Below are 18040 nucleotides of genomic sequence, written 5' to 3'. Positions count from 1 at the left end.
GCGGTCCGACGCGCGTCCCACACCGGCGAGACGACGGCGTCGGTGCGAGACGCCGTCCGCCGGTCGAGACGCCGCGGGATCCGGCGGCGTCTCGACGGCTCCGCGGCGTCCGGCACCGACGCCGGCGTCTCGACGGCTCTGCGGCGTCCGGCACCGACGCCGGCGTCTCACGTGCACGGCGGTGTCCCGCACCGACGCCGGTGCCCCGCGCAGCTCGTCCGCGCGGACGTCAGTCGGCGGTGACGGCCGCGCGGATGAGGTCCGCGTGGGACTCGATCCACGCCACGTCGGCCCGGTACAGGTCGGCGTGCCCGTGCTCGAGGTCGCTGAGGAACTTCGGGTTCCCCGCGGCGGCCTCGGTCTCCATGGTCGTGACGAGGGCGACGAGCGAGGCCGTGATCGTCTCGACGAGCACCCCGCGGGAACGGTCGTCGAGCCCGTAGGCGCGGCAGAACTCCGCCGCGCGGTCGAGGCGCTCGTCGAGTCCCGGCGCCGAACTGCCCTCGACGAGACCGGTGGTGAACGGCGCGAAGCGGTAGACCGCGCTCGCGACGTCCCAGACGCGCGGCCCGGGGTGCGCGGTGTCGAAGTCGATGAGCCCGACCGCGGCGATGCCGTCGTACACGCAGTTGTACGGCGCGAAGTCACCGTGCACGATCGTCTCGACCGGCAGCCGTTCGGCCTGCGACCAGACGTCGACCGCGTCGTCCCGCGGGTAGGTCGCCGCGACGTCGTGGTACTGGCGCAGCAGTCGCGCGGACGTGACGAGGGCCGCCTCGCTCGCGATCTCGGCGCTCCAGGGGTAGTTGCCCGCCGTGCCCGGCACGAAGCTCACCGTCTCGAGGGCGTCCCCGACGGCGATCGGTTCTGGTGCCGCGACGAAGCCCTGCTCGTGCAGGTGCGCGAGCAGCCGGTGCACCGTCGGTGTCCAGGGCCCCGCAGGGCGGTGCACACGGTCGTCGGCTCTGGTGACACGCTCCATCGTGACCTCCTGATCGGTACGTCTCCGTTGACGTGAGGGTCAGCGTAGCGACGCCGGGTGGGCGATGTCTCGATCCGGTCACGACGACCGCGTGACGATCTCGCTCCACAACGTGTGCAAGCTTGCATGCAAGGCGTAGGATCGGCTGCCGTGAGCGACACCAGCACCGAGGTCTCCGCCGCAGGACGGGCGTACGAACACGTCAAGCGGGCGATCATCCGCGGCGACCTGCCGGGCGGCACGGCGATCAGCGAGAACGTGCTCTGCCGGGAGATCGGCGTCTCGCGGACACCCGTGCACGAGGCGTTCCTGCGCCTGGCGGCCGAGGACCTCATCCTGCTCGGCGCCCGCCGGGGCGCCGTCGTGCGCCCGATGTCCCCGAACGAGGCGGCGGACGTGCTCGAGGTGCGTGAGGCGATCGAGTCGACCGCGGCGACCCGCGTCGTCACCGACGGCCGCGTGCCGGAACTGGCACCGCTCCTCCAGGCCGAGCTGGCGGAGCAGGAGGCGGCGGTGGCCGCCGGGGACGTCGACCGCTTCGTCGAGCGGGACGCGGCGTTCCACGGCGCCGTCGTCGCGGCGTCGCGGAACGCGATCGCCGTCCGCTTCGCGCGGACGCTCGGCGACCGGCAGCAGCGGCTGCGGCACCAGCTGATGCGCGTGCGACCGGAGCAGTTGCAGGCGTCGCTCGACGAGCACCGGGCGCTCGCCGCGGCCCTCGACGACGGGGACGCCGAGCGGTACGCGGCGGTCCTCCGAGCGCACGTCGCGTCCCACCGGGGCGCGCTGTGAGCGGCGCGACCGGGAGCATCCCGACCACCGGCTCCGTGCCGGTGCCGGCCAGCCGGGTGGCCCCGTGGGCGATGGTCTGGGGCGCGGTCTTCGTGTGCTCGTGGGGCGGCAACCAGTTCTCGCCGCTGCTGCTCATGTACGAGGAGCGGGCGCACTACTCGTCCGTGCTCGTCAACGTCTTCCTCGGGGTCTACGTCCTCGGGCTCGCACCCGCGCTGCTCGTCGCCGGGTCGCTCTCGGACCGGCACGGGCGGAAGCCGCTCATGCTCGTCGGCATCGCCGCGGCCGTCGTCGGCAGCGGACTCCTGGCACTCGGGCCGTTCGGACCCGGCTTCCTCGCGGCCGGCCGGCTGTTCTCCGGCATCACGGTCGGCATCGCGATGGCGGTCGGCAACAGCTGGGTGAAGGAGCTCTCGCAGGGCCGCCAAGACCCCTCGGCCGATGCCGGCTCCGGGGCACGGCGCGCGTCGCTGGCCTTCACGCTGGGGTCCGGGATCGGTGCCCTCGTCGCCGGTGGGATCGCGCAGTGGGGGCCGGTGCCCGAGGTCCTGCCGTTCCTCGTGCACATCTGCGTCGCGGCACCGTTCGCCCTCGTCGTGTGGCGAGCGCCGGAGACCGCGGTGAACGGTGGTCTCGCCGGTCCGTGGTGGCGGCAGCTGGCGATCCCGAGTGCCGGGCACCGACGCTTCACGCGGGTGGTCGTCGTCGCGGCACCGTGGATCTTCGGGTCCGCTGCGATCGGCTACGGGTACCTGCCGACCCGGCTCGCGGGAGCGACCGGTCCGTGGGGCCTGGTGTTCGCGACCGCCGCGACCGTCGTCGCCCTCGGGGTCTCGAGCGCGGTGCAGCCGCTCGCCAAGCGCGTGCACTCGGTGTCCTCGGCGCGCGGGCTCGTCACCGCCGTCGCCGTGATGACCGTCGGGATCGGGGTCGTGCTCCTGGCGGTGGAGCTGCAGTCGGTGTGGGTCGGGCTCGCGGCGAACGTGGTGATCGGCGTGGGGATGGGGACCGCGCTCGTGTCCTCGTTGCTCGAGGTCCAGCGCATCGCCGGGTCGCGCGACCTCGCCGGCCTGACGGGAGCGTTCTACGCGGTGGCGTACAGCGGGTTCCTGGCGCCGGCGGTCATCGCGGCGATCGCGGGCGGTGCCGGGGTCCCGGTGTCGGCGATCCTGGCCGTGGTGGTCGGGCTCGGGGTGGTGTCGTGGGTGGCGCTGCTGGTGTCGTCGAAGCGGTACGTGCCGGAGGGCTGACGCCGCAGCGGGCCGGCGCTGCAGTGGACCGCCGCAGCAGCGGACCGGCGCTGCGGTGGGCCGACGCAGCAGCGGACCGATGCAGCGGTGGCGGACTACTGCTCGCGGAACCAGCCGGGGCCGCGGACCTCGGCGCCCAGGGCCTCGACCCGGGTACGGAGCTCCCGGTCCGCCGTGACGACGACGACCGGTGCGTGTCCGTCGCCGAGCGCCGACCGGGAGGCCTCGACGATCGCGTCGTCGCCGGAGCCCTCGGCGCGGACGACCCCGACCGAGTCGGCCGCACCGCCGAGGTCGCCGGCACCGACGGCACCCGCCGCCGTGCCCGCAGCACCGGCACCCGCGCCGGCCGCCCGTGCCTCGCCCTCGAGCACCACCGTCCACCGCGGCCACCAGCGGGCGAAGGGCAACCCGAGCTCCCCCGCGCCCACGCCCCGTCCGGCGAGCGCCGCCACGGACGACAGCAGCCGCTCCGCCGCGCCCGCACGGTCCTTCCACCAGCCGTCCGGGACGCTGCCGACGACGTTCGCCGCGTCCACCACCACGTGCGGCACCGTCTCGATCGCGCCGCGCAGGGCCGGCCACGAGGCACCGAAGCCCGGGTGCAGGGGCAGCGCGTCGACCTCGGCGACGGGGACCCACGACAGCGCGAGGCTCTCGCGGTCCGCGATCACCGGCTCGAACGGGCGGCGGGCGCGACCGACGACGGTCGTGTAGGTCCAGAAGCCCAGGTCGAGCACGGCGGCGTGCCGCAGGTCGATGCCGTCCTCGGGCACCCCGGCCTCCTCCGCGGACTCCCGGAGCGCGGCGGTGACGGCGTCCTCGTCCTGGTGGCGTGCACCACCGGGGATCCCCCACGTGCCGCCGTGGTGGCTCCACTCCACGCGGTGCTGCAGGAGCACCCGTCCGGCACCGTCGTCGACGAGCAGGCCGGCCGCGCCGAAGCGTCCCCAGGCCTTGGTGCCGTCCGGTCCGACGGCCCACGCGTCGCCGGGGTCGCGGGGTCCGGGCGGCGGTCCGGGAGGGGTCACGTCAGGCACCCGTCAACACTGGCACACCGCACCCCCGGAGTGCCCGGAGGAGGTCGTCGGACGTCGTGTACGGTGTCGTCCGAGACACGGGGTGCCGCACCGAGCGGCTGAGATCACACCCGTCGAACCTGCTCGAGCTCGTACTCGCGAAGGGATCGTCCATGCACACTGCTGCGCCCGTACCCGGACCCGCCGGCTCCCCGTCCCCGGACTGGGCCGACCGCACCGCCACGCTGCTCGAGGAGGTGCGCGCCCGCAGCCCCCTGGTGCAGTGCATCACGAACACCGTGGTGCAGAACGTCACGGCGAACGTCCTGCTCGCCCTCGGCGCCTCCGCGGCGATGGTCGACGTCACCACCGAGGCCGGTCCCTTCGCCCGCGTCGCCGACGCCCTGCTCGTCAACACCGGCACCCCGCACCCGGAGCCGCGTGCGGCGTCGGTCGAGGCGGCATCCGCAGCCGTCGACGTCGGCACACCGTGGGTCCTGGACCCCGTCGCGGTCGGCGCGCTGCCGGTCCGCACCGCCCTCGCCCGCGAGCTCCTCGCGCTCCGGCCGACCGTGCTGCGCGGGAACGCGTCGGAGGTCCTCGCCCTGCTCGGCGACGCCGACGGCGGCCGCGGGGTCGACAGCACCGCCGGCACGGACGAGGCGCGGGCGGCAGCGCTCCGGGCGTCGGACGGGAGGCTCGTGGGTGCCGTGGCCGTGTCCGGTTCCGTCGACCTGCTGGTCGCGCCGGGTACCGGCGTGGTGCGGGTCGCGAACGGGTCGCCGCTGCTGACCCGCATCACCGGGGGCGGGTGCGCGCTCGGCGCGGTGGTCGCCGCCTTCGCGGCGGTGGTCCCGGACGACCCGGGCGCAGCAGCCGTCGCCGGGACGGTGGTGCAGACGGTCGCCGCCGAGCTCGCCGCGCGTGACGCCGGCGGCCCGGGGACCTTCCAGCCGCTGTTCCTCGACCGGCTGGCGACGCTGACCCCCGAGGACGTCCTCCGGGTGGCGCGCATCACCACGGAGTCCGCACCACCGACGATCCCGGGGTCCGCTGCAGCGCCGACGGTGGTCCGACCGTGAGCGCCCCGACGGACCTGGGCGTCTACCTGGTCACCGACCCGGTGCTCGTCGACCGGCACGGCAGGGGCGTGCTCGGCGTCGTCCGTGCCGCGGTCGACGCCGGGGTGCGGCTCGTGCAGGTGCGCGACAAGCAGGCACCGGTCCGCGACCTCCTCGCCCTCACCGCCGCGGTGGCCGACGCCGTCGGGGACCGCGCGACCGTCGTGGTGGACGACCGGACGGACGTCGCGCTCGCCGCCCGACGTGCCGGACACCGGGTCGCGGGCGTGCACCTCGGCCAGTCGGACCTGCCCGTCGCGGCCGCCCGCGCGCTCCTCGGGCCGGACGCCCACGTGGGGCTCACCGCGAACGCCCCGGCCCACCTGGCGGCCCTCGCGGAGCTGCCCCGCGGCACCGTCGACCTGCTCGGCGTCGGTGTCGTCCACCCGACCTCGACGAAGCCGGACCACCCGCCGGCGCTCGGCGTGGACGGCGTCGCCCGGATCACCGGTGCGGCGCGCCCGCTCGGGGTCCCGTGCGTCGCGATCGGCGGCGTGACCCTGGACGACGTCGCGCCGCTGCGTGCGGCCGGTGTCGCCGGTGTCGCGGTGGTGTCCGGGATCTGCGCCGCCGCCGACCCGCACGCGGCAGCGGCGGCGTACCTCCGCGCCTGGAGCGGGTCGTGACCGCCGCCGAGCCCGCCGTGGGCTCGACGTCGCCGCCGGTGCCGGTGCCGGGGCGGCCGCACGTGCCGCGGGTCCTCAGCATCGCGGGCACCGACCCGACGGGCGGCGCCGGACTCCACGCGGACCTCAAGGCGATCACGGCGCACGACGGCTACGGCATGGGCGTCGTGACGGCCCTGGTCGCGCAGAACACCCACGGCGTGCGGTCGGTGCACGTGCCCGACGTCGGGTTCCTCCGCGAGCAGCTCGACGCCGTGTCGGACGACGTGGTGGTCGACGCCGTCAAGGTCGGGATGCTCGGCACCGTCGACGTCGTCCGTACGGTCACGGACTGGCTCCGCGCACACCGCCCGCCCGTGGTCGTCGTGGACCCGGTGATGGTGGCCACGAGCGGCGACCGGCTGCTCGACCGGCAGGCGACCGCCGCGATGGGCGACCTGCTCGCGCTCGCCGACCTCGTGACCCCGAACCGCGCGGAGCTGACCGACCTCGTCGCGCTCGCCGGGGGCACCGCACCGACACCCCTCGAAGCCGCACGGCTCGTGGCCCGTCGGTGGGACGTCCTGGTGCTCGCGAAGGGCGGGCACGACACCGGGCCGACCGCCGACGACGTGCTCGTCCGGCCCGACGGCTCCGCCCGCACCTTCCGGGGCCCGCGCATCGCGACGACCAACACGCACGGCACGGGGTGCTCCCTGTCGAGCGCGATCGCGACGCTCGCCGCACGCGACGGCGACTGGGAGCTCGCGGTCGGCGGGGCGAAGACGTGGCTCACCGCCGCGCTCCGTGGCGCCGACGCGCTCCGGGTCGGGACGGGCAACGGACCGGTCGACCACGGTGCGCTCACCCGTGCCGCGCTCCCCCCGACGACCTGGACGGACCGGTGGTGGGCGGACGTCGCCGAGACCCTCGACCGGACGCTCTCGTGCTCCTTCCTGGAGCGCCTGCGTGACGGCACGCTCGACGGGGACGTGTTCGCCCGGTACCTCGCGCAGGACGTCCACTACCTGCGGGCCTACGAGCAGCACCTGCGACGGCTGGTCGCCACCACGGACGGCGACCCCGCGGCGTTCTGGGCCTCGGCCGCCGCGGGCTGCGCCGACGAGGCGCGCGACCTGCACCACCGCCGCCTGGCGGGCACGCACGCCGACGACCCGGTCCACCCAACGTGCGCCGGGTACCTCGCCCACCTGCAGGCCGCGGCCGACAGCGGGTCGGTCGCGGTGCTCGCCGCCGCCGTGCTGCCGTGCTTCCGGGTCTACGCCTGGGTCGGCACGCAGCTCGGCCGCGCCCCGGAGGGACACCCCTTCGCGGACTGGCTCGGCGCGTACGGCGACCCGGCGTTCGCTGCGGCGAGCGCCGAGGCGACCGCGCGCGTCGAGGGGCTCGGGGCCGCCGCGGACCCGTCCGAGCGGGGGCGGATGGCGCGGGCGCACCGACGGTCGACCGAGTGGGAGCTCGCGTTCTTCCGGATGCCGACGGAACAGGTGGACCCGTCGGCTCGGGTTGACCCCGCGGACGCGGCGGACCCGCCGGAACCGGCGATCCTGGAGGACCCGTCGGCCCCGGCGGACCCGCCGGCGCAGCGCGACTGACCGGACCACGGCCGTCGCACGCGGCACGGGACGGACGGGAGGCTCGGGGCGGACCCGAGCCGTGCCTCCCGGCCGGTGCATCCCCCGTCTGACGACTCGCCCGTCCGGTGGTCGTGCGGTCGCGTCAGCGCGCCGCCGGCGGCAGCCGGACCGTCTCGACCGTCAGCGCACGCCCGTCCACCGTTCCCCGCATCCACGTGAAGTCGGGCTGCCTGCGGCGGTCCGTCGGCGACCCGGGGTTGAGCAGGCGCATCCCCGACGGCGCGACCGAGTCCCACGGGATGTGCGAGTGTCCGAACACGAGCACGTCGGTGTCCGGGTACGCGGCGTCCGCCCGGCGCTCGCGTCCCGTCGCCGCACCGGTCTCGTGCACCAGGGCGAAGCGGAGGTCCTCCACCGTGAAGCGGGCCACCAGCGGCAGCCGGTCGTCGAACTCGGGGCCGTCGTTGTTGCCGCGGACGCCCTCGAACCGACGGGACCGACCCTGCACGGCGTCGAGGGTGGCGAGGTCGACCCAGTCCCCCGCGTGCACGACGAGGTCCGCCGCGTCGACGTCCGCCCAGAGCCCAGCCGGCAGGTCCTTCGCGCGCTTCGGCAGGTGGGTGTCGGAGAGCAGGACGAACGAGGTGGTCACGGGGCGTCGGGACCGTCCGTACCGGCGTGGCCGTCCGGCGTCGCGCGGGCGGGCATCGGCAGACCGGCCTCGTCGGCGGCGCCGAGTCGTTCGAGCAGCCCGGCGAGGAGCGCGATGTCGTCGTCCGACCAGTCGGCGAGTCGTTCCTCGAGCGCGTCGCGGTGCAGGCGCACCGAGCGGTCGAGGGCGGCACGGCCGGCGTCGGTCGCCTCGAGGGGCTTCGCGTTGCCGGAGCCACCGTCGGTGGTCCGCACGAGCCCCGCCGCGAGCAGGCCGGACAGCTGCCGCGAGATCGTCGAGCGGTTGAGCCGCAGGTACCGGGCGATGTCGATCGCCATGCACCCGGGGTGCTGCACGACGAAGTCGACGAGGGACTGGTCGACGACGCTGAGCACGAGGTCGTCGCCGCGCGCCCGGATGCTCGCACGTCGCGTGATGCGGGCGAGTTCGGTGTAGGCGCGTCCGATGTCGCCGTTGCGGACCTCGTCGTCGGGGCGTCCGCCGTCACGGACCGCCGAGCTCGGGCTGCTCATCGCGTTCTCCAGCCTGTCACTGCGTGCGCCGGGTGCTCGGCGCTGGTGGGTGCCGCCACCCTACCGGCGGTCACGGGCTGCTCCCCCTCAGTGACCGGCGGCTGCGGCCTGCAGCGCGGGGATGTCGAGCTTGACCATGTCCTGCATCGCCTTGAACACCCGGGCGTTGGCCTCGGGGTCACCGCCGCCGGTCATCAGGTCGCCCATCATCGACGGGGTCACCTGCCACGTCAGGCCCCAGCGGTCGTGCAGCCACCCGCACGCGAGCGGTCGGCCGCCGTCGGCGAGGAGCGCGTCCCACACCCGGTCGAGCTCGTCCTGCGTGTCGACGTCGACCTGGAAGGACACGGCGTCGGTGTGCGGGTGCCCCGGGCCACCGTTCATCGCCCGGTACGGCTGACCGAGGAGCGTGAACTCGACGACGAGGGCGGTGCCGTCCGGCGTCCGGGCGACGCTGTCGACCCGACTGTCCGGGAAGAGCGACGTGTAGGTCGTGGCGGCCTGTTCGGCCTGGTCGTCGAACCAGAGGAACGGGGTGATCGTGGGCACGGTGCCTCCGGGTGCTCGGGTGCGGCCGCGACGCTGCGGCCGGAGCGTGGGGTGGGTCAGTCCGCGGTGCCGCGGCTGAGCAGGTCGGCCTTCTCGGGGTGTTCGTCGAACCACTTGCCGACGAACCAGCACATCGGCACGATGCGCTTCGTGGTCCTCGCCTCGACGTCGGCGACGGCGTGCGCGACGAGCTCCGCCGCGTAGCCGTGCCCGCGGTGGCTCGGGACCGTGTACGTGTGCGGGAACGACACGGCGTCCTCCGCGGCCCGGTAGTCGAGCACGCTCACGAGCTCGCCGTCGACGTACATCGCGTAGCGGTCGCGGTCGGCTTCGTCGCGGAACTCGTGGGCCATGGCGCCATCATGCACCCGACGGGCAGCGGCCGCACGGCGACGACGGCCCGGGGCGACCGCCGGTGGGAATGCACTGCTCGGCGCCGCGTTGCACGACCGCATGACAACGATCGGCATCATCGGAGCAGGCAACATCGGATCCCAGCTCGCGCGCCTCGCCGTGCAGCACGGCCACGACGTCGTGATCGCCAACTCGCGCGGCCCCGAGACCCTGCAGGACCTGGTCTCGGAGCTCGGCGAGCACGCCCGCGCGGCCACCCGCGACGAGGCGGCAGCAGCGGGCGACATCGTCGTCGTGACCACCCCGCTCGCGGCGATCGAGACGATCCCGGTCGAGCCCCTGGTCGGCAAGGTCGTCATCGACACCAACAACTACTACCCGCAGCGTGACGGCCACATCGCGTCCCTCGACGAGGAGACGACGACCACCGCCGAGCTCCTGCAGGACCACCTGCGCGGTGCCCGGGTCGTCAAGGCGTTCAACCACATCGCCGCCACGGCGCTGACCGACGAGGCCACCCCCGCCGGCACGCCCGACCGCCGCGCCCTGGTGGTCGCGGGCGACGACGCCGACGCCAAGCGGGTCGTCGCCGACCTGATCGACGAGTTCGGGTTCGACGTGGTCGACGCGGGCCCCCTCGCCGAGGGCTGGCGCATCCAGCGCGACACCCCCGGGTACGTCACGCGGTACACCGCCGACGAGCTCCGGGCGAAGCTCGCCGAGGCGGAGCGCTACCGCGACATGTAGCCCCCACCTCCGCAACAGGCCACGAAGGCGGTTCCCCGCAGCGGTACAGCTCGGCGCGGAGCCGCCTTCGTTGCGTCTCGCGAGCCCCGGCCGCGAGGCATCCTGCGCGAAGTGGACTGCGCGACCCCGGAACTGGGGCTGCGCAGCGGTCCATGCACGCGGATAGAAATGACGATGGATCAGAAGAGCGAGGGAGCACGAGTGGCGTCGCACCGCATGCCGGACCGAGACCGGCCGCGTCGAGCGGTCCCTGCGTGGGTCGTCGCACCCCCCGAGGACACCGCCGTCGGCCGGGAGGCACCACTCGCCCCCGCTGCGCAGGCACCCGTCCTCGACGCGGTCGCGGCCGTCCCCGTGGTCGCCCCCGGGACGCCCGGTGCGGCGGGTCCGACGCTGCCACAGGACCCGACCGACGTGCTGCCCGCCGTCGACGTCGTCGTGCCCGACTACCCGCCGCAGGAGCACCTGCTCCCGCCGGCCCCGACCTCGCCCGCGGTGCAGGTGCCGCCGTTCGACACCGCACCCCTGCCGGTGTCCCCCGTCGACGCCGCCGAGTCGGGCGGCCCCCTCACTCCGCCGGTCGACCCGACGCACAGCGCCCACGCCCCGGCACCGGTGGAGCCCCCCGCTCCCGCCGCCCCCGTCGTCGGACAGCCCCGCTTCTCGGTCCCCGGACTCGAGCACGTCCTGGTCGAGGGCGCGGAACCCGAGCCCTCCGGACCGATCGGGTACCGCACGCCGGCGCGCTTCGCCCGGCAGCAGGCACCGCGGCCGACCGTCGTCGACCCCGCGCCGTCCGGCTTCGACGCCGTCATCGCAGCGCCCGCCGCGCCCACCGTCCAGGCACCGTCGGTCTTCCCGGGCGGACCCGCCGCCGCCTCCACGCCGGCGGCCGCCGTGCCCACGGCAGCGGCTGCCGCACCCACGGCAGCGGCCGGGCCGTCGGCAGCCGGTGCCCCGGTCGCCGGCGGTGTGTCCGCGCCCTACCGGCGGGGTCGCCGGTCGGGACCGGCCGCGGCTCGCACCGGCACCGACGCCGAGGTGGGCGGGCACGACGACGGTGAGCAGGGCCTCCAGGCCGACCGTCGGACGTCCCGCGACCGCAGCCGCACCGCGATCGGGGCGACCCCCGCAGCCGTGCTCGGCGCGGTGACCGGTGTCGCCGCCCTCGCCCTCGCCGCCTGGTGGTTCACGGCGCCGGCGACGGTGCACGCGACCGGACTGGTCCTCGGGGTGCTCGCACTCGCGCTGTCGGTGACGGCCCTGCGGACCCCCGCGGCGACGTGGCAGCGACCGGTGGCGCTCCTCGGGGCGGTGCTCGGCGGTGTCGGCACGCTCGTGCTCCTCTGGGCGGTCGCCGCGGCGCTGCTGGCACCCGCCGGCGTGACGCTGCCCGACCTCACCGGCACGGGGACGACGCCGACCCTCGCGCCGTAGCGCTCAGACGGCGCGGACGACCCCGCGGGACAGGATCGCGCTCGTCAGGGCGTCGATCGGCTCGCGCTGCACGGTCGGGTTCGCGATGAGCACGTAGTCGACGGCGGGCAGGTCGGGCAGCGAGAGCCGCTGCGACACCTTCACGAGGTCGGCCGGGATCAGCGAGTGCGGGAACACCGCGACCCCGATGCCCGCCCGGACCGCCGCGAGCACGCCGTTCACGTCACGGGTGTTGCAGGTGATCCGCCAGGTGCGCCCGGCGGACTCGAGGGCGTCGATCGCCATCTGCCGGCTGATGCTCGGCGCCTGGTACGCGATCAGCGGGACGGGCTCGTCGGCTTCGAGCGCGATGCCGTCCTGCGCCATCCACACCATCTGGTCGGTCGCGACGCGGGTGCCCTCGGCGGACTCCCCCGCGGTCTGCTTGATGAACACGAGGTCGAGCTGACCCGCGTGCACCCGGCGGAGGAGCGGCGCGGACTGGTTCACCGTCAGCTCGAGGTTCACCTGCGGGTGCAGCCGGCGGAAGTCCCGCAGGATGCGCGGCAGCTGGGTGATCGCGAGGTCGTCCGCCGCACCGAAGCGGAGCCGGCCGCGGGTCGCGGCCCCGGAGAAGTAGGCGTCGGCGGTCGCGTGCGCGGCGAGGATCGAGCGGGCGAACCCGGCCATCGCGTCGCCGTTGTCGGTGAGCGCCACCCCGCGGGTGTCCCGGGCCACGAGGGTCCTCGCCACCGCGGTCTCGAGCCGACGCACGTGCTGCGAGACGGTCGGCTGGCTGATGCCGAGGCGCTGCCCGGCGAGCGTGAAGCTGCCGGTCTCTGCGACGGCGAGGAACGTGCGGAGCAGCACCGGGTCGAGCACGTGACCTCCTCCGGCGGACGGGCCGCCGCCATTCGACATCGCAATGGAGTGATAGCCACCATAGGGGTGTCGAATGGGCCCGCGCCACGTAGTTTCGAACGGGTACCGACTCCACCCCCGACGATCCGGAGCCCCACCACCGTGAGTGCGTCATCGACGACCCTCCCTCCACCCACCGAACCACTCCCGATCCAGGCCGAGCGTCCACCGTGGCGGCACACCCTCATCGCCCTGTCGGTCCCCAACTTCCGGCTGTTCACCGCAACCAACCTCGTGGCGATGACCGCGGGCTGGATGCAGCGGATCGCGCAGGACTGGCTCGTCCTGCAGCTCACCGGCTCCGTCGCGCAGGTCGGCATCACCGTCGCGTGCCAGTTCGCGCCGATGCTGTTCTTCGGGCTCTGGGGCGGGGTGCTCGTCGACCGGTTCTCGAAGCGCGCGCTCATGATGCTCACCCAGGGCGCCTTCGCGGTGCTCTCCGCACTGCTCGCCGTCCTGACCCTCACCGGCGTGGTCGAGGCGTGGCACATCTGGGTCATCGCGTTCCTGGTCGGGATGGTCACCGTCATCGACAACCCCGCGCGGCAGGTCTTCGTCACCGAGATCGTCGGGCACCAGCACCTGCGGAACGCGATCAGCGTCAACTCGAGCGTGTTCCAGCTCGGCGGGATGATCGGGCCCGCGCTGTCCGGAGCGCTGCTCGTCGCCGTCGGGGCGGGGTGGTCGTTCGGGGTGAACGCGATCGCCTGCGTCGCCGTGGTCGTGACGCTCGGGTTCCTCCGGACCTCGGAGCTCCACCGGACCCCGCCGATGCCGCGCGCCAAGGGACAGCTCGTCGAGGGCCTGCGCTACGCCGTCCGGAAGCCGACGATCCTGGTGCCGGTCGTGCTCATGGCGTTCTTCTCGGTGTTCGCCCTGACGATGCCGGTGCTGCTCTCGGCCTTCGCGTCCGAGGTCTACGACGTGGGCGCGGGCGGCTACGGGGTGTTCAACTCCGCGGTCGCGGTCGGAGCCCTCGCCGGGGCGCTGCTCTCGACCAGGCGCGCGACCGTGCGGCTGCGGACGATCGTCGGCGGGGTGTTCTGGACGGGCGTGCTGCTCGTCGTGAGCGGCTCGATCCCGGTGATCGCGCCGTTCACCGTGGCGCTCGTCGCGGTCGGGATGTCACAACTGCTGTTCATGACGGCGTCGAACTCGCTCGTGCAGCTGTCGTCGAACGTCGCGATCCGAGGCCGGGTGATGTCGCTCTACGTGCTCGTGCTGCTCGGCGGCCAGGCCGTGGGCGGGCCGGTCATGGGGCAGGTCGTCGACCACTTCGGCGCGCACGTCGGCATGGTGGTCGCCGGGGGCGTCCCCGCGGTGGCGGCGGTCGTCGCCGGCGTCGTGCTCGCACGGCGGGGCGGGCTGCACCTGGCGGTGCGGATGCGGCACCACGTGCCGCTGCCCGCGATCGAGGCGCGGTAGCGCGCGGTAGCGCACGCGGCCCGCGGCGCGCGGGGCGCGCGGCTGCGGGGCGCGCGGCTGCGGGGCGCGCGGCTGCGGGGCGCGCGGCGCTGGAGCACAACCGAAAGCACGTCGCGCCACGGGAACACGTGGCACGACGTGCTTTCCGTTGTGCGGGAGCGCACCGCACCACGCGAGGGACGGGAGGCACGGGCCGACCCCGCACCGCGCCTCCCGTCCGGCAACGGAACACGCGCAGGGGCGCGGCACAACCGAAAGCACGTCGCGCCACGGGAACACGTGGCACGACGTGCTTTCCCTTGTGCGGAAGCACGCCGCACCACGCGACGGACGGGAGGCACGGTGCCACCCCGCGCCGCGCCTCCCGTCCGGCGACGGAACACGCGCGGGGGCGCGGCACAACCGAAAGCACGTCGCGCCGCGGAAACACGTGGCACGACGTGCTTTCCCTTGTGCAGGAGCACGCCGCACCACGTAGCGGACGGGAGGCACGGGCCGACCCCGCACCGCGCCTCCCGTCCGGCAACGGAACACGCGCAGGGGCGCGGCACAACCGAAAGCACGTCGCGCCACGGGATCACGTGGCGCGACGTGCGTTCCGTTGTGCGGGAGCACGCCGCACCACGCGACGGACGGGAGGCACGGTGCGAGCCCGCACCGTGCCTCCCGTCCGTCAGCCGGTCGCGCCGGCCGCTCGCGTCAGTACGCGACGCCGAACCGCGCGCGGTGGTGCGCCGGGTGCTCGATCTCGTCGACGATCGCGATCGCGTAGTCCGCACCGGAGATGTCCGAGTTGCCCGCGGCGTCGGTGAGGAGCAGGTCGTCCGTGGTGCGGTAGGTGCCCCGACGCTCGCCGGGGTTGTACCCGCCGAAGGCCGCGGCCGGGCTCACGTAGAACCAGTCGACGTCGCCGGTGTACCCACCGGAGCGCAGGCGGTCGAGGATCTCACCGTGGCTCTTCGCCTCGCCCTTGAAGGCGTCGGGGAACTCGGCGGTCTCGTAGAGCGCCGGACCGCCCTCGGCGACGAGCAGCGAACCCGCACCACCGACGATGCCGAGCCGGGCGCCGGCAGCAGCCGCTGCGTCGACGAAGTGCTGGAACTTGTCCTTGAGCTCACTGCCGTCCGCCTGGACCGCGTGCAGCGAGACCACGACGACGTCGGCGTCCTTCGTGACGTCCGCCACGAACGACGGGTCGAAGGCATCGCCCTGCGCGAGGGTGAGCCCCTCGGCGGCGTCGAGCTTGGAGGTGTCGCGAGCGACGGCGGTGACGGCGAGACCGCGGGACAGGGCCTCGCGGACGATGGCGGAGCCGGCGTACCCGGTGCCGCCGAAGACGACGATGTTGGTCATGAGAGTCCTTCCGTGACTGGTGCGACCGACGGTACTCGCGTTACTCTCTTCTGGGAAGTAGGCACCTCACAGTGCGTAACGGAGGTCGGGATGTCAGCACTCGAGTACAGCCCCTACGCGGCGGACTGCCCCTCGCGGCAGCTGCTCGACCGCATCGGCGACCGGTGGAGCGTGCTGGTGATCGGGTCGCTCGTCGACGGACCGCAGCGCTACTCCGCCGTCGCGAACCGGGTGCAGGGGGTGTCGCAGAAGATGCTCACGCAGACGCTGCGCGCGCTCGAGCGGGACGGACTGGTGACACGCACGGTCTTCCCCGAGATCCCGCCGCGGGTCGAGTACGAGCTCACCGAGCGGGGTCGCTCGCTGCGCGCGGTGCTGGCGCCGCTCGAGGACTGGGCGACGTCGCACATGGCGGACGTGCAGGACTCGCGCGACGTGTACGACGCGCGCTGAGCGCGTCGCCGTGTGGCGCTGTACCGCGCAGCACCGGGACCCGCACGGCACCGGTGCGGCGTCACGCGGCGCCGCGGACACGCGCGGCCGACCGCCGCTGACCGTCCGCAGGAAGACCCGGGAACCGGCGGTGGTTGCCTGGACACATGCGATCGATCGTCTACACGAAGCCCGGTGACAGCAGCGTCCTCGACCTGGTCGAGCGGGAGGTCCCCCAGCCCGGCCCCGGCGAGGTCCGCGTCCGCGTGGTCGTCTCCGGTGTGAACCCCACCGACTGGAAGGCCCGCGCCGGCGGTACCTACGGCGACGGCCTGCCCTTCCCCGAGATCACCCCGAACCAGGACGGCGCCGGCGTGGTCGACGCCGTCGGCGAGGGCGTCGAGACCCTGCACGAGGGCGACCGCGTGTGGCTGTACATGGCAGCCGCCAGCCGTCCCACCGGCACCGCGCAGGAGTACACCGTCGTCCCGGCAGCGCGCGCGGTCGTGCTGCCCGAGGGCACGAGCTTCGACGTCGGTGCCTCGCTCGGTGTCCCGGCGATGACCGCCCACCGCGCACTCACCACCCACGAGGACGGTCCGGACCGCCTGACCCCCGGTGCGCTCGAGGGCCGCACGGTCCTGGTCGCCGGTGGCGCCGGGGCGGTGGGGCACGCCGCGATCCAGCTCGCCCGGTGGGCCGGCGCGACCGTGATCAGCACGATCAGTTCCGACGAGAAGGCTGCCCTGGCGACCGCCGCCGGCGCGCACCACACCGTGAACTACCGCGACGAGGACGCCGCCGCGCGCATCCACGAGATCGCCCCGGACGGCGTCGACATCGTCGTGGAGGTCTCGATCCCGCAGAACGCCCAGCTCGTCGCCGACGTCCTGGCGAACCACGGCGTCGTGTCGATCTACGCGAACAACGGTGGCGACGACGCGACGCTGCCGATCCGTCCGAACATGTCGGTCAACGCGCGCTACCAGTTCCTGCTGCTGTACACGATCGGCGACCGAGCCCTGGCCGCCGCCGCCGAGGACGTCACCGCCGCGCTGCGCGCCGACGTCCTGCCCGTCGGCGAGGACGCCGGCCTCCCCCTGACGCGCTTCGCACTCGAGGACACCGCGGCCGCGCACGACGCCGTCGAGGGCGACGCGGTCGGGAAGGTCCTGATCGACGTCGCGTCCGAGTAGGGCCGGTCACCGACGCGACCGGGTGACGGACGGGAGGCGCGACCCGCGTCCGGACGCCGCGTCACCGAGTCGACCCGGTGACGGCCGGGAGGCGCGTGGCGGATCCGCCCCGCGCCTCCCGGCCGTCCCGCGCCCACCTGGTACACAGGACCCATGACCGACGTCTCGACGCCCGCGCCCGGAACCAGAGCACTCGTCCTCGGGGGTGGCGGCGTCGCCGGCATCGCGTGGGAGGTCGGGGTCCTCTCCGCCCTGCAGGACGCCGGGGTCGACCTCGATGCAGCGGACCTCGTCGTCGGGACGAGCGCCGGCAGCGTCGTCGGGTCGTTCGTCCGCGCCGGCGCCGTGGGCCAGGCGTACGAGCAGCAGCACGCGCCGCTACCGAGCACCTACGTCGAGCCGGAGCGGATCGCCGGCGAGGACTTCCAGGACCGCCTGCTGCAGGTGCTCGCGGGCGCGACCTCGGAGCAGGACGCCCGCGCGCGGCTCGGCGCCGTGGCGCAGCAGGTCGTCACCGGGCAGTCCGACGACGAGCGCACCGCGACCTTCACCGAGACCCTGCCGTCGACCGACTGGCCGGCGGAGCGGCTCGCGCTGACGACGATCGACGCCCTCGACGGGGCGTTCCGGGTGCTGACCGCGGAGTCGGGCGTGCCGCTCCCCCGCGCCGTGGCCGCGAGCTGCTCCGTGCCGTTCGTGTGGTCTCCCGTGCACATCGACGGCGTCCCGCACTACGACGGTGGCCTCCGCTCGGCCACCAACGCGGACGTCGCCGCCGGGTACGAGCGCGTGCTCGTCGTCGCGTGCGGGCCGGAGGGACCGTCGCCGCTCGGGCCGTGGCTCGACCTGGCGGTGGAGTCCCTGCGGGCCGGCGGCAGCTCGGTCGAGACGATCGTGGCGGACAGCGGGGCGCAGCACGCGTTCGGGGACAACTCGTTGTCGCTGTCGACGCAGGCGCCCTCGGCGACCGAGGGTCGTCGGCAGGGCGAGGCGGCGGCGGAGGCGATCGCGGCGTTCTGGGCCTGAGCCGTCGACGGTCGGCCGACGCGGTCGCCCCGGGCGGCGCGGATGGCGCGGATGGCGCGGCCGGCCGTC

General features: G+C 74.7%; 19 protein-coding genes and 1 riboswitch. Of the genes, 11 read left to right on the top strand and 8 right to left on the bottom strand.

Going from position 1 to position 18040, the window contains the following annotated elements; genetic code table 11:
- Positions 1-229: 229 nt before the first annotated feature.
- Positions 230-982 (bottom strand): phosphotransferase enzyme family protein, encoded by a 753-nt coding sequence (locus tag M3666_RS07465; RefSeq protein ID WP_209683121.1) that lies wholly within the window; start codon positions 980-982, stop codon positions 230-232.
- 150 nt (positions 983-1132) lie between these two features.
- On the opposite strand from M3666_RS07465, the gene M3666_RS07460 reads away from it, so the two are divergent.
- On the top strand, positions 1133-1774 hold the full coding sequence (locus M3666_RS07460) for a GntR family transcriptional regulator (RefSeq protein WP_066653683.1): 642 nt from the start codon (positions 1133-1135) through the stop codon (positions 1772-1774).
- Positions 1771-3024 carry an MFS transporter gene (locus tag M3666_RS07455; protein ID WP_251154917.1) on the top strand — a complete coding sequence of 418 codons (1254 nt, stop codon included), beginning with the start codon at positions 1771-1773 and terminating at the stop codon, positions 3022-3024. Before M3666_RS07460 ends, M3666_RS07455 begins: the two co-directional genes overlap by 4 nt.
- A gap of 95 nt (positions 3025-3119) precedes the next feature.
- Here the strand turns inward: M3666_RS07455 and M3666_RS07450 are convergent, their stop codons facing one another.
- A complete protein-coding gene (locus tag M3666_RS07450; RefSeq protein WP_209683127.1) occupies positions 3120-4064 on the bottom strand; it encodes an NUDIX domain-containing protein in 945 nt (314 codons plus the stop codon).
- 68 nt (positions 4065-4132) lie between these two features.
- Positions 4133-4228: riboswitch (TPP riboswitch) on the top strand.
- Here M3666_RS07450 and thiM point away from each other — a divergent pair.
- The 3 genes from thiM (at position 4217) to thiD (ending at position 7385) form a co-directional block, all read left to right on the top strand.
- The gene (gene thiM, locus M3666_RS07445) at positions 4217-5125 is read left to right on the top strand and encodes a hydroxyethylthiazole kinase (RefSeq protein WP_251154916.1); all 909 of its coding nucleotides are present in this window, start codon (positions 4217-4219) and stop codon (positions 5123-5125) included. (Overlaps the previous riboswitch by 12 nt.)
- The gene (gene thiE, locus M3666_RS07440; protein WP_209683133.1) at positions 5122-5790 is read left to right on the top strand and encodes a thiamine phosphate synthase; all 669 of its coding nucleotides are present in this window, start codon (positions 5122-5124) and stop codon (positions 5788-5790) included. The genes thiM and thiE overlap by 4 nt, the downstream gene beginning before the upstream one ends.
- The gene (gene thiD, locus M3666_RS07435) at positions 5787-7385 is read left to right on the top strand and encodes a bifunctional hydroxymethylpyrimidine kinase/phosphomethylpyrimidine kinase (RefSeq protein ID WP_251154915.1); all 1599 of its coding nucleotides are present in this window, start codon (positions 5787-5789) and stop codon (positions 7383-7385) included. Before thiE ends, thiD begins: the two co-directional genes overlap by 4 nt.
- 124 nt (positions 7386-7509) lie before the next feature.
- On the opposite strand, the gene M3666_RS07430 is transcribed toward thiD, so the two are convergent.
- The 4 genes from M3666_RS07430 to M3666_RS07415 all read right to left on the bottom strand — a co-directional run bounded on the left by M3666_RS07430 (position 7510) and on the right by M3666_RS07415 (position 9454).
- Complete coding sequence (locus tag M3666_RS07430) at positions 7510-8019, bottom strand: metallophosphoesterase (protein ID WP_066653676.1); 510 nt, start codon at positions 8017-8019, stop codon at positions 7510-7512.
- Positions 8016-8552: a MarR family winged helix-turn-helix transcriptional regulator gene (locus M3666_RS07425; RefSeq protein WP_066653673.1), complete on the bottom strand. Its 537-nt coding sequence runs from the start codon at positions 8550-8552 to the stop codon at positions 8016-8018. The genes M3666_RS07430 and M3666_RS07425 overlap by 4 nt, the downstream gene beginning before the upstream one ends.
- A gap of 87 nt (positions 8553-8639) precedes the next feature.
- Positions 8640-9101, bottom strand: a complete 462-nt coding sequence (locus M3666_RS07420; protein ID WP_066653671.1) for a VOC family protein — start codon at positions 9099-9101, stop codon at positions 8640-8642.
- Between the two features lie 56 nt (positions 9102-9157).
- Positions 9158-9454 (bottom strand): GNAT family N-acetyltransferase, encoded by a 297-nt coding sequence (locus M3666_RS07415; RefSeq protein WP_066653669.1) that lies wholly within the window; start codon positions 9452-9454, stop codon positions 9158-9160.
- Between M3666_RS07415 and M3666_RS07410 the strand changes: the two genes are divergently transcribed.
- Both M3666_RS07410 and M3666_RS07405 read left to right on the top strand, forming a co-directional pair.
- A complete protein-coding gene (locus M3666_RS07410) occupies positions 9453-10202 on the top strand; it encodes an NADPH-dependent F420 reductase (RefSeq protein WP_251154914.1) in 750 nt (249 codons plus the stop codon). The genes M3666_RS07415 and M3666_RS07410 overlap by 2 nt on opposite strands.
- Before the next feature lie 174 nt (positions 10203-10376).
- Complete coding sequence (locus M3666_RS07405; RefSeq protein WP_251154913.1) at positions 10377-11639, top strand: hypothetical protein; 1263 nt, start codon at positions 10377-10379, stop codon at positions 11637-11639.
- 3 nt (positions 11640-11642) lie between these two features.
- On the opposite strand, the gene M3666_RS07400 is transcribed toward M3666_RS07405, so the two are convergent.
- Entirely contained in the window at positions 11643-12500 is an 858-nt protein-coding gene (locus M3666_RS07400; protein WP_066653658.1) for a LysR substrate-binding domain-containing protein, read from the bottom strand.
- A 141-nt stretch (positions 12501-12641) separates the two neighbouring features.
- Between M3666_RS07400 and M3666_RS07395 the strand changes: the two genes are divergently transcribed.
- Entirely contained in the window at positions 12642-13964 is a 1323-nt protein-coding gene (locus tag M3666_RS07395; protein WP_066653656.1) for an MFS transporter, read from the top strand.
- A gap of 699 nt (positions 13965-14663) precedes the next feature.
- Here the strand turns inward: M3666_RS07395 and M3666_RS07390 are convergent.
- Positions 14664-15317, bottom strand: coding sequence for an NAD(P)-dependent oxidoreductase (locus M3666_RS07390; RefSeq protein WP_251154912.1), 654 nt, complete (start codon positions 15315-15317; stop codon positions 14664-14666).
- A gap of 90 nt (positions 15318-15407) precedes the next feature.
- Here M3666_RS07390 and M3666_RS07385 point away from each other — a divergent pair, with 90 nt between their 5' ends.
- From M3666_RS07385 to M3666_RS07375, 3 genes are all read left to right on the top strand, one after another.
- Positions 15408-15770 (top strand): helix-turn-helix domain-containing protein, encoded by a 363-nt coding sequence (locus M3666_RS07385; RefSeq protein ID WP_251154911.1) that lies wholly within the window; start codon positions 15408-15410, stop codon positions 15768-15770.
- A 146-nt stretch (positions 15771-15916) separates the two neighbouring features.
- Complete coding sequence (locus M3666_RS07380; protein ID WP_251154910.1) at positions 15917-16945, top strand: NADPH:quinone reductase; 1029 nt, start codon at positions 15917-15919, stop codon at positions 16943-16945.
- 153 nt (positions 16946-17098) lie between these two features.
- Positions 17099-17971 (top strand): patatin-like phospholipase family protein, encoded by an 873-nt coding sequence (locus M3666_RS07375; RefSeq protein ID WP_251154909.1) that lies wholly within the window; start codon positions 17099-17101, stop codon positions 17969-17971.
- The last annotated feature ends 69 nt before the right edge of the window (positions 17972-18040 follow it).

The sequence above is a fragment of the Curtobacterium sp. ODYSSEY 48 V2 genome, from assembly GCF_023712625.1.
Lineage (GTDB): Bacteria > Actinomycetota > Actinomycetes > Actinomycetales > Microbacteriaceae > Curtobacterium.
The sequence above is the reverse complement of the archived record's forward strand: the minus strand, read 5'-3'. Positions and strand labels throughout refer to the sequence as shown.

What these genes read in the sequence shown, in the direction of transcription:
- M3666_RS07425 (WP_066653673.1), bottom strand. Translation starts at nt 8,552, where the DNA reads ATGAGCAGCCCGAGCTCGGCGGTCCGTGACGGCGGACGCCCCGACGAC.
- M3666_RS07415 (WP_066653669.1), bottom strand. Translation starts at nt 9,454, where the DNA reads ATGGCCCACGAGTTCCGCGACGAAGCCGACCGCGACCGCTACGCGATG.
- thiM (WP_251154916.1), top strand. Translation starts at nt 4,217, where the DNA reads ATGCACACTGCTGCGCCCGTACCCGGACCCGCCGGCTCCCCGTCCCCG.
- M3666_RS07375 (WP_251154909.1), top strand. Translation starts at nt 17,099, where the DNA reads ATGACCGACGTCTCGACGCCCGCGCCCGGAACCAGAGCACTCGTCCTC.
- M3666_RS07465 (WP_209683121.1), bottom strand. Translation starts at nt 982, where the DNA reads ATGGAGCGTGTCACCAGAGCCGACGACCGTGTGCACCGCCCTGCGGGG.
- M3666_RS07410 (WP_251154914.1), top strand. Translation starts at nt 9,453, where the DNA reads ATGGCGCCATCATGCACCCGACGGGCAGCGGCCGCACGGCGACGACGG.
- M3666_RS07385 (WP_251154911.1), top strand. Translation starts at nt 15,408, where the DNA reads ATGTCAGCACTCGAGTACAGCCCCTACGCGGCGGACTGCCCCTCGCGG.
- M3666_RS07405 (WP_251154913.1), top strand. Translation starts at nt 10,377, where the DNA reads ATGGATCAGAAGAGCGAGGGAGCACGAGTGGCGTCGCACCGCATGCCG.
- M3666_RS07380 (WP_251154910.1), top strand. Translation starts at nt 15,917, where the DNA reads ATGCGATCGATCGTCTACACGAAGCCCGGTGACAGCAGCGTCCTCGAC.
- M3666_RS07390 (WP_251154912.1), bottom strand. Translation starts at nt 15,317, where the DNA reads ATGACCAACATCGTCGTCTTCGGCGGCACCGGGTACGCCGGCTCCGCC.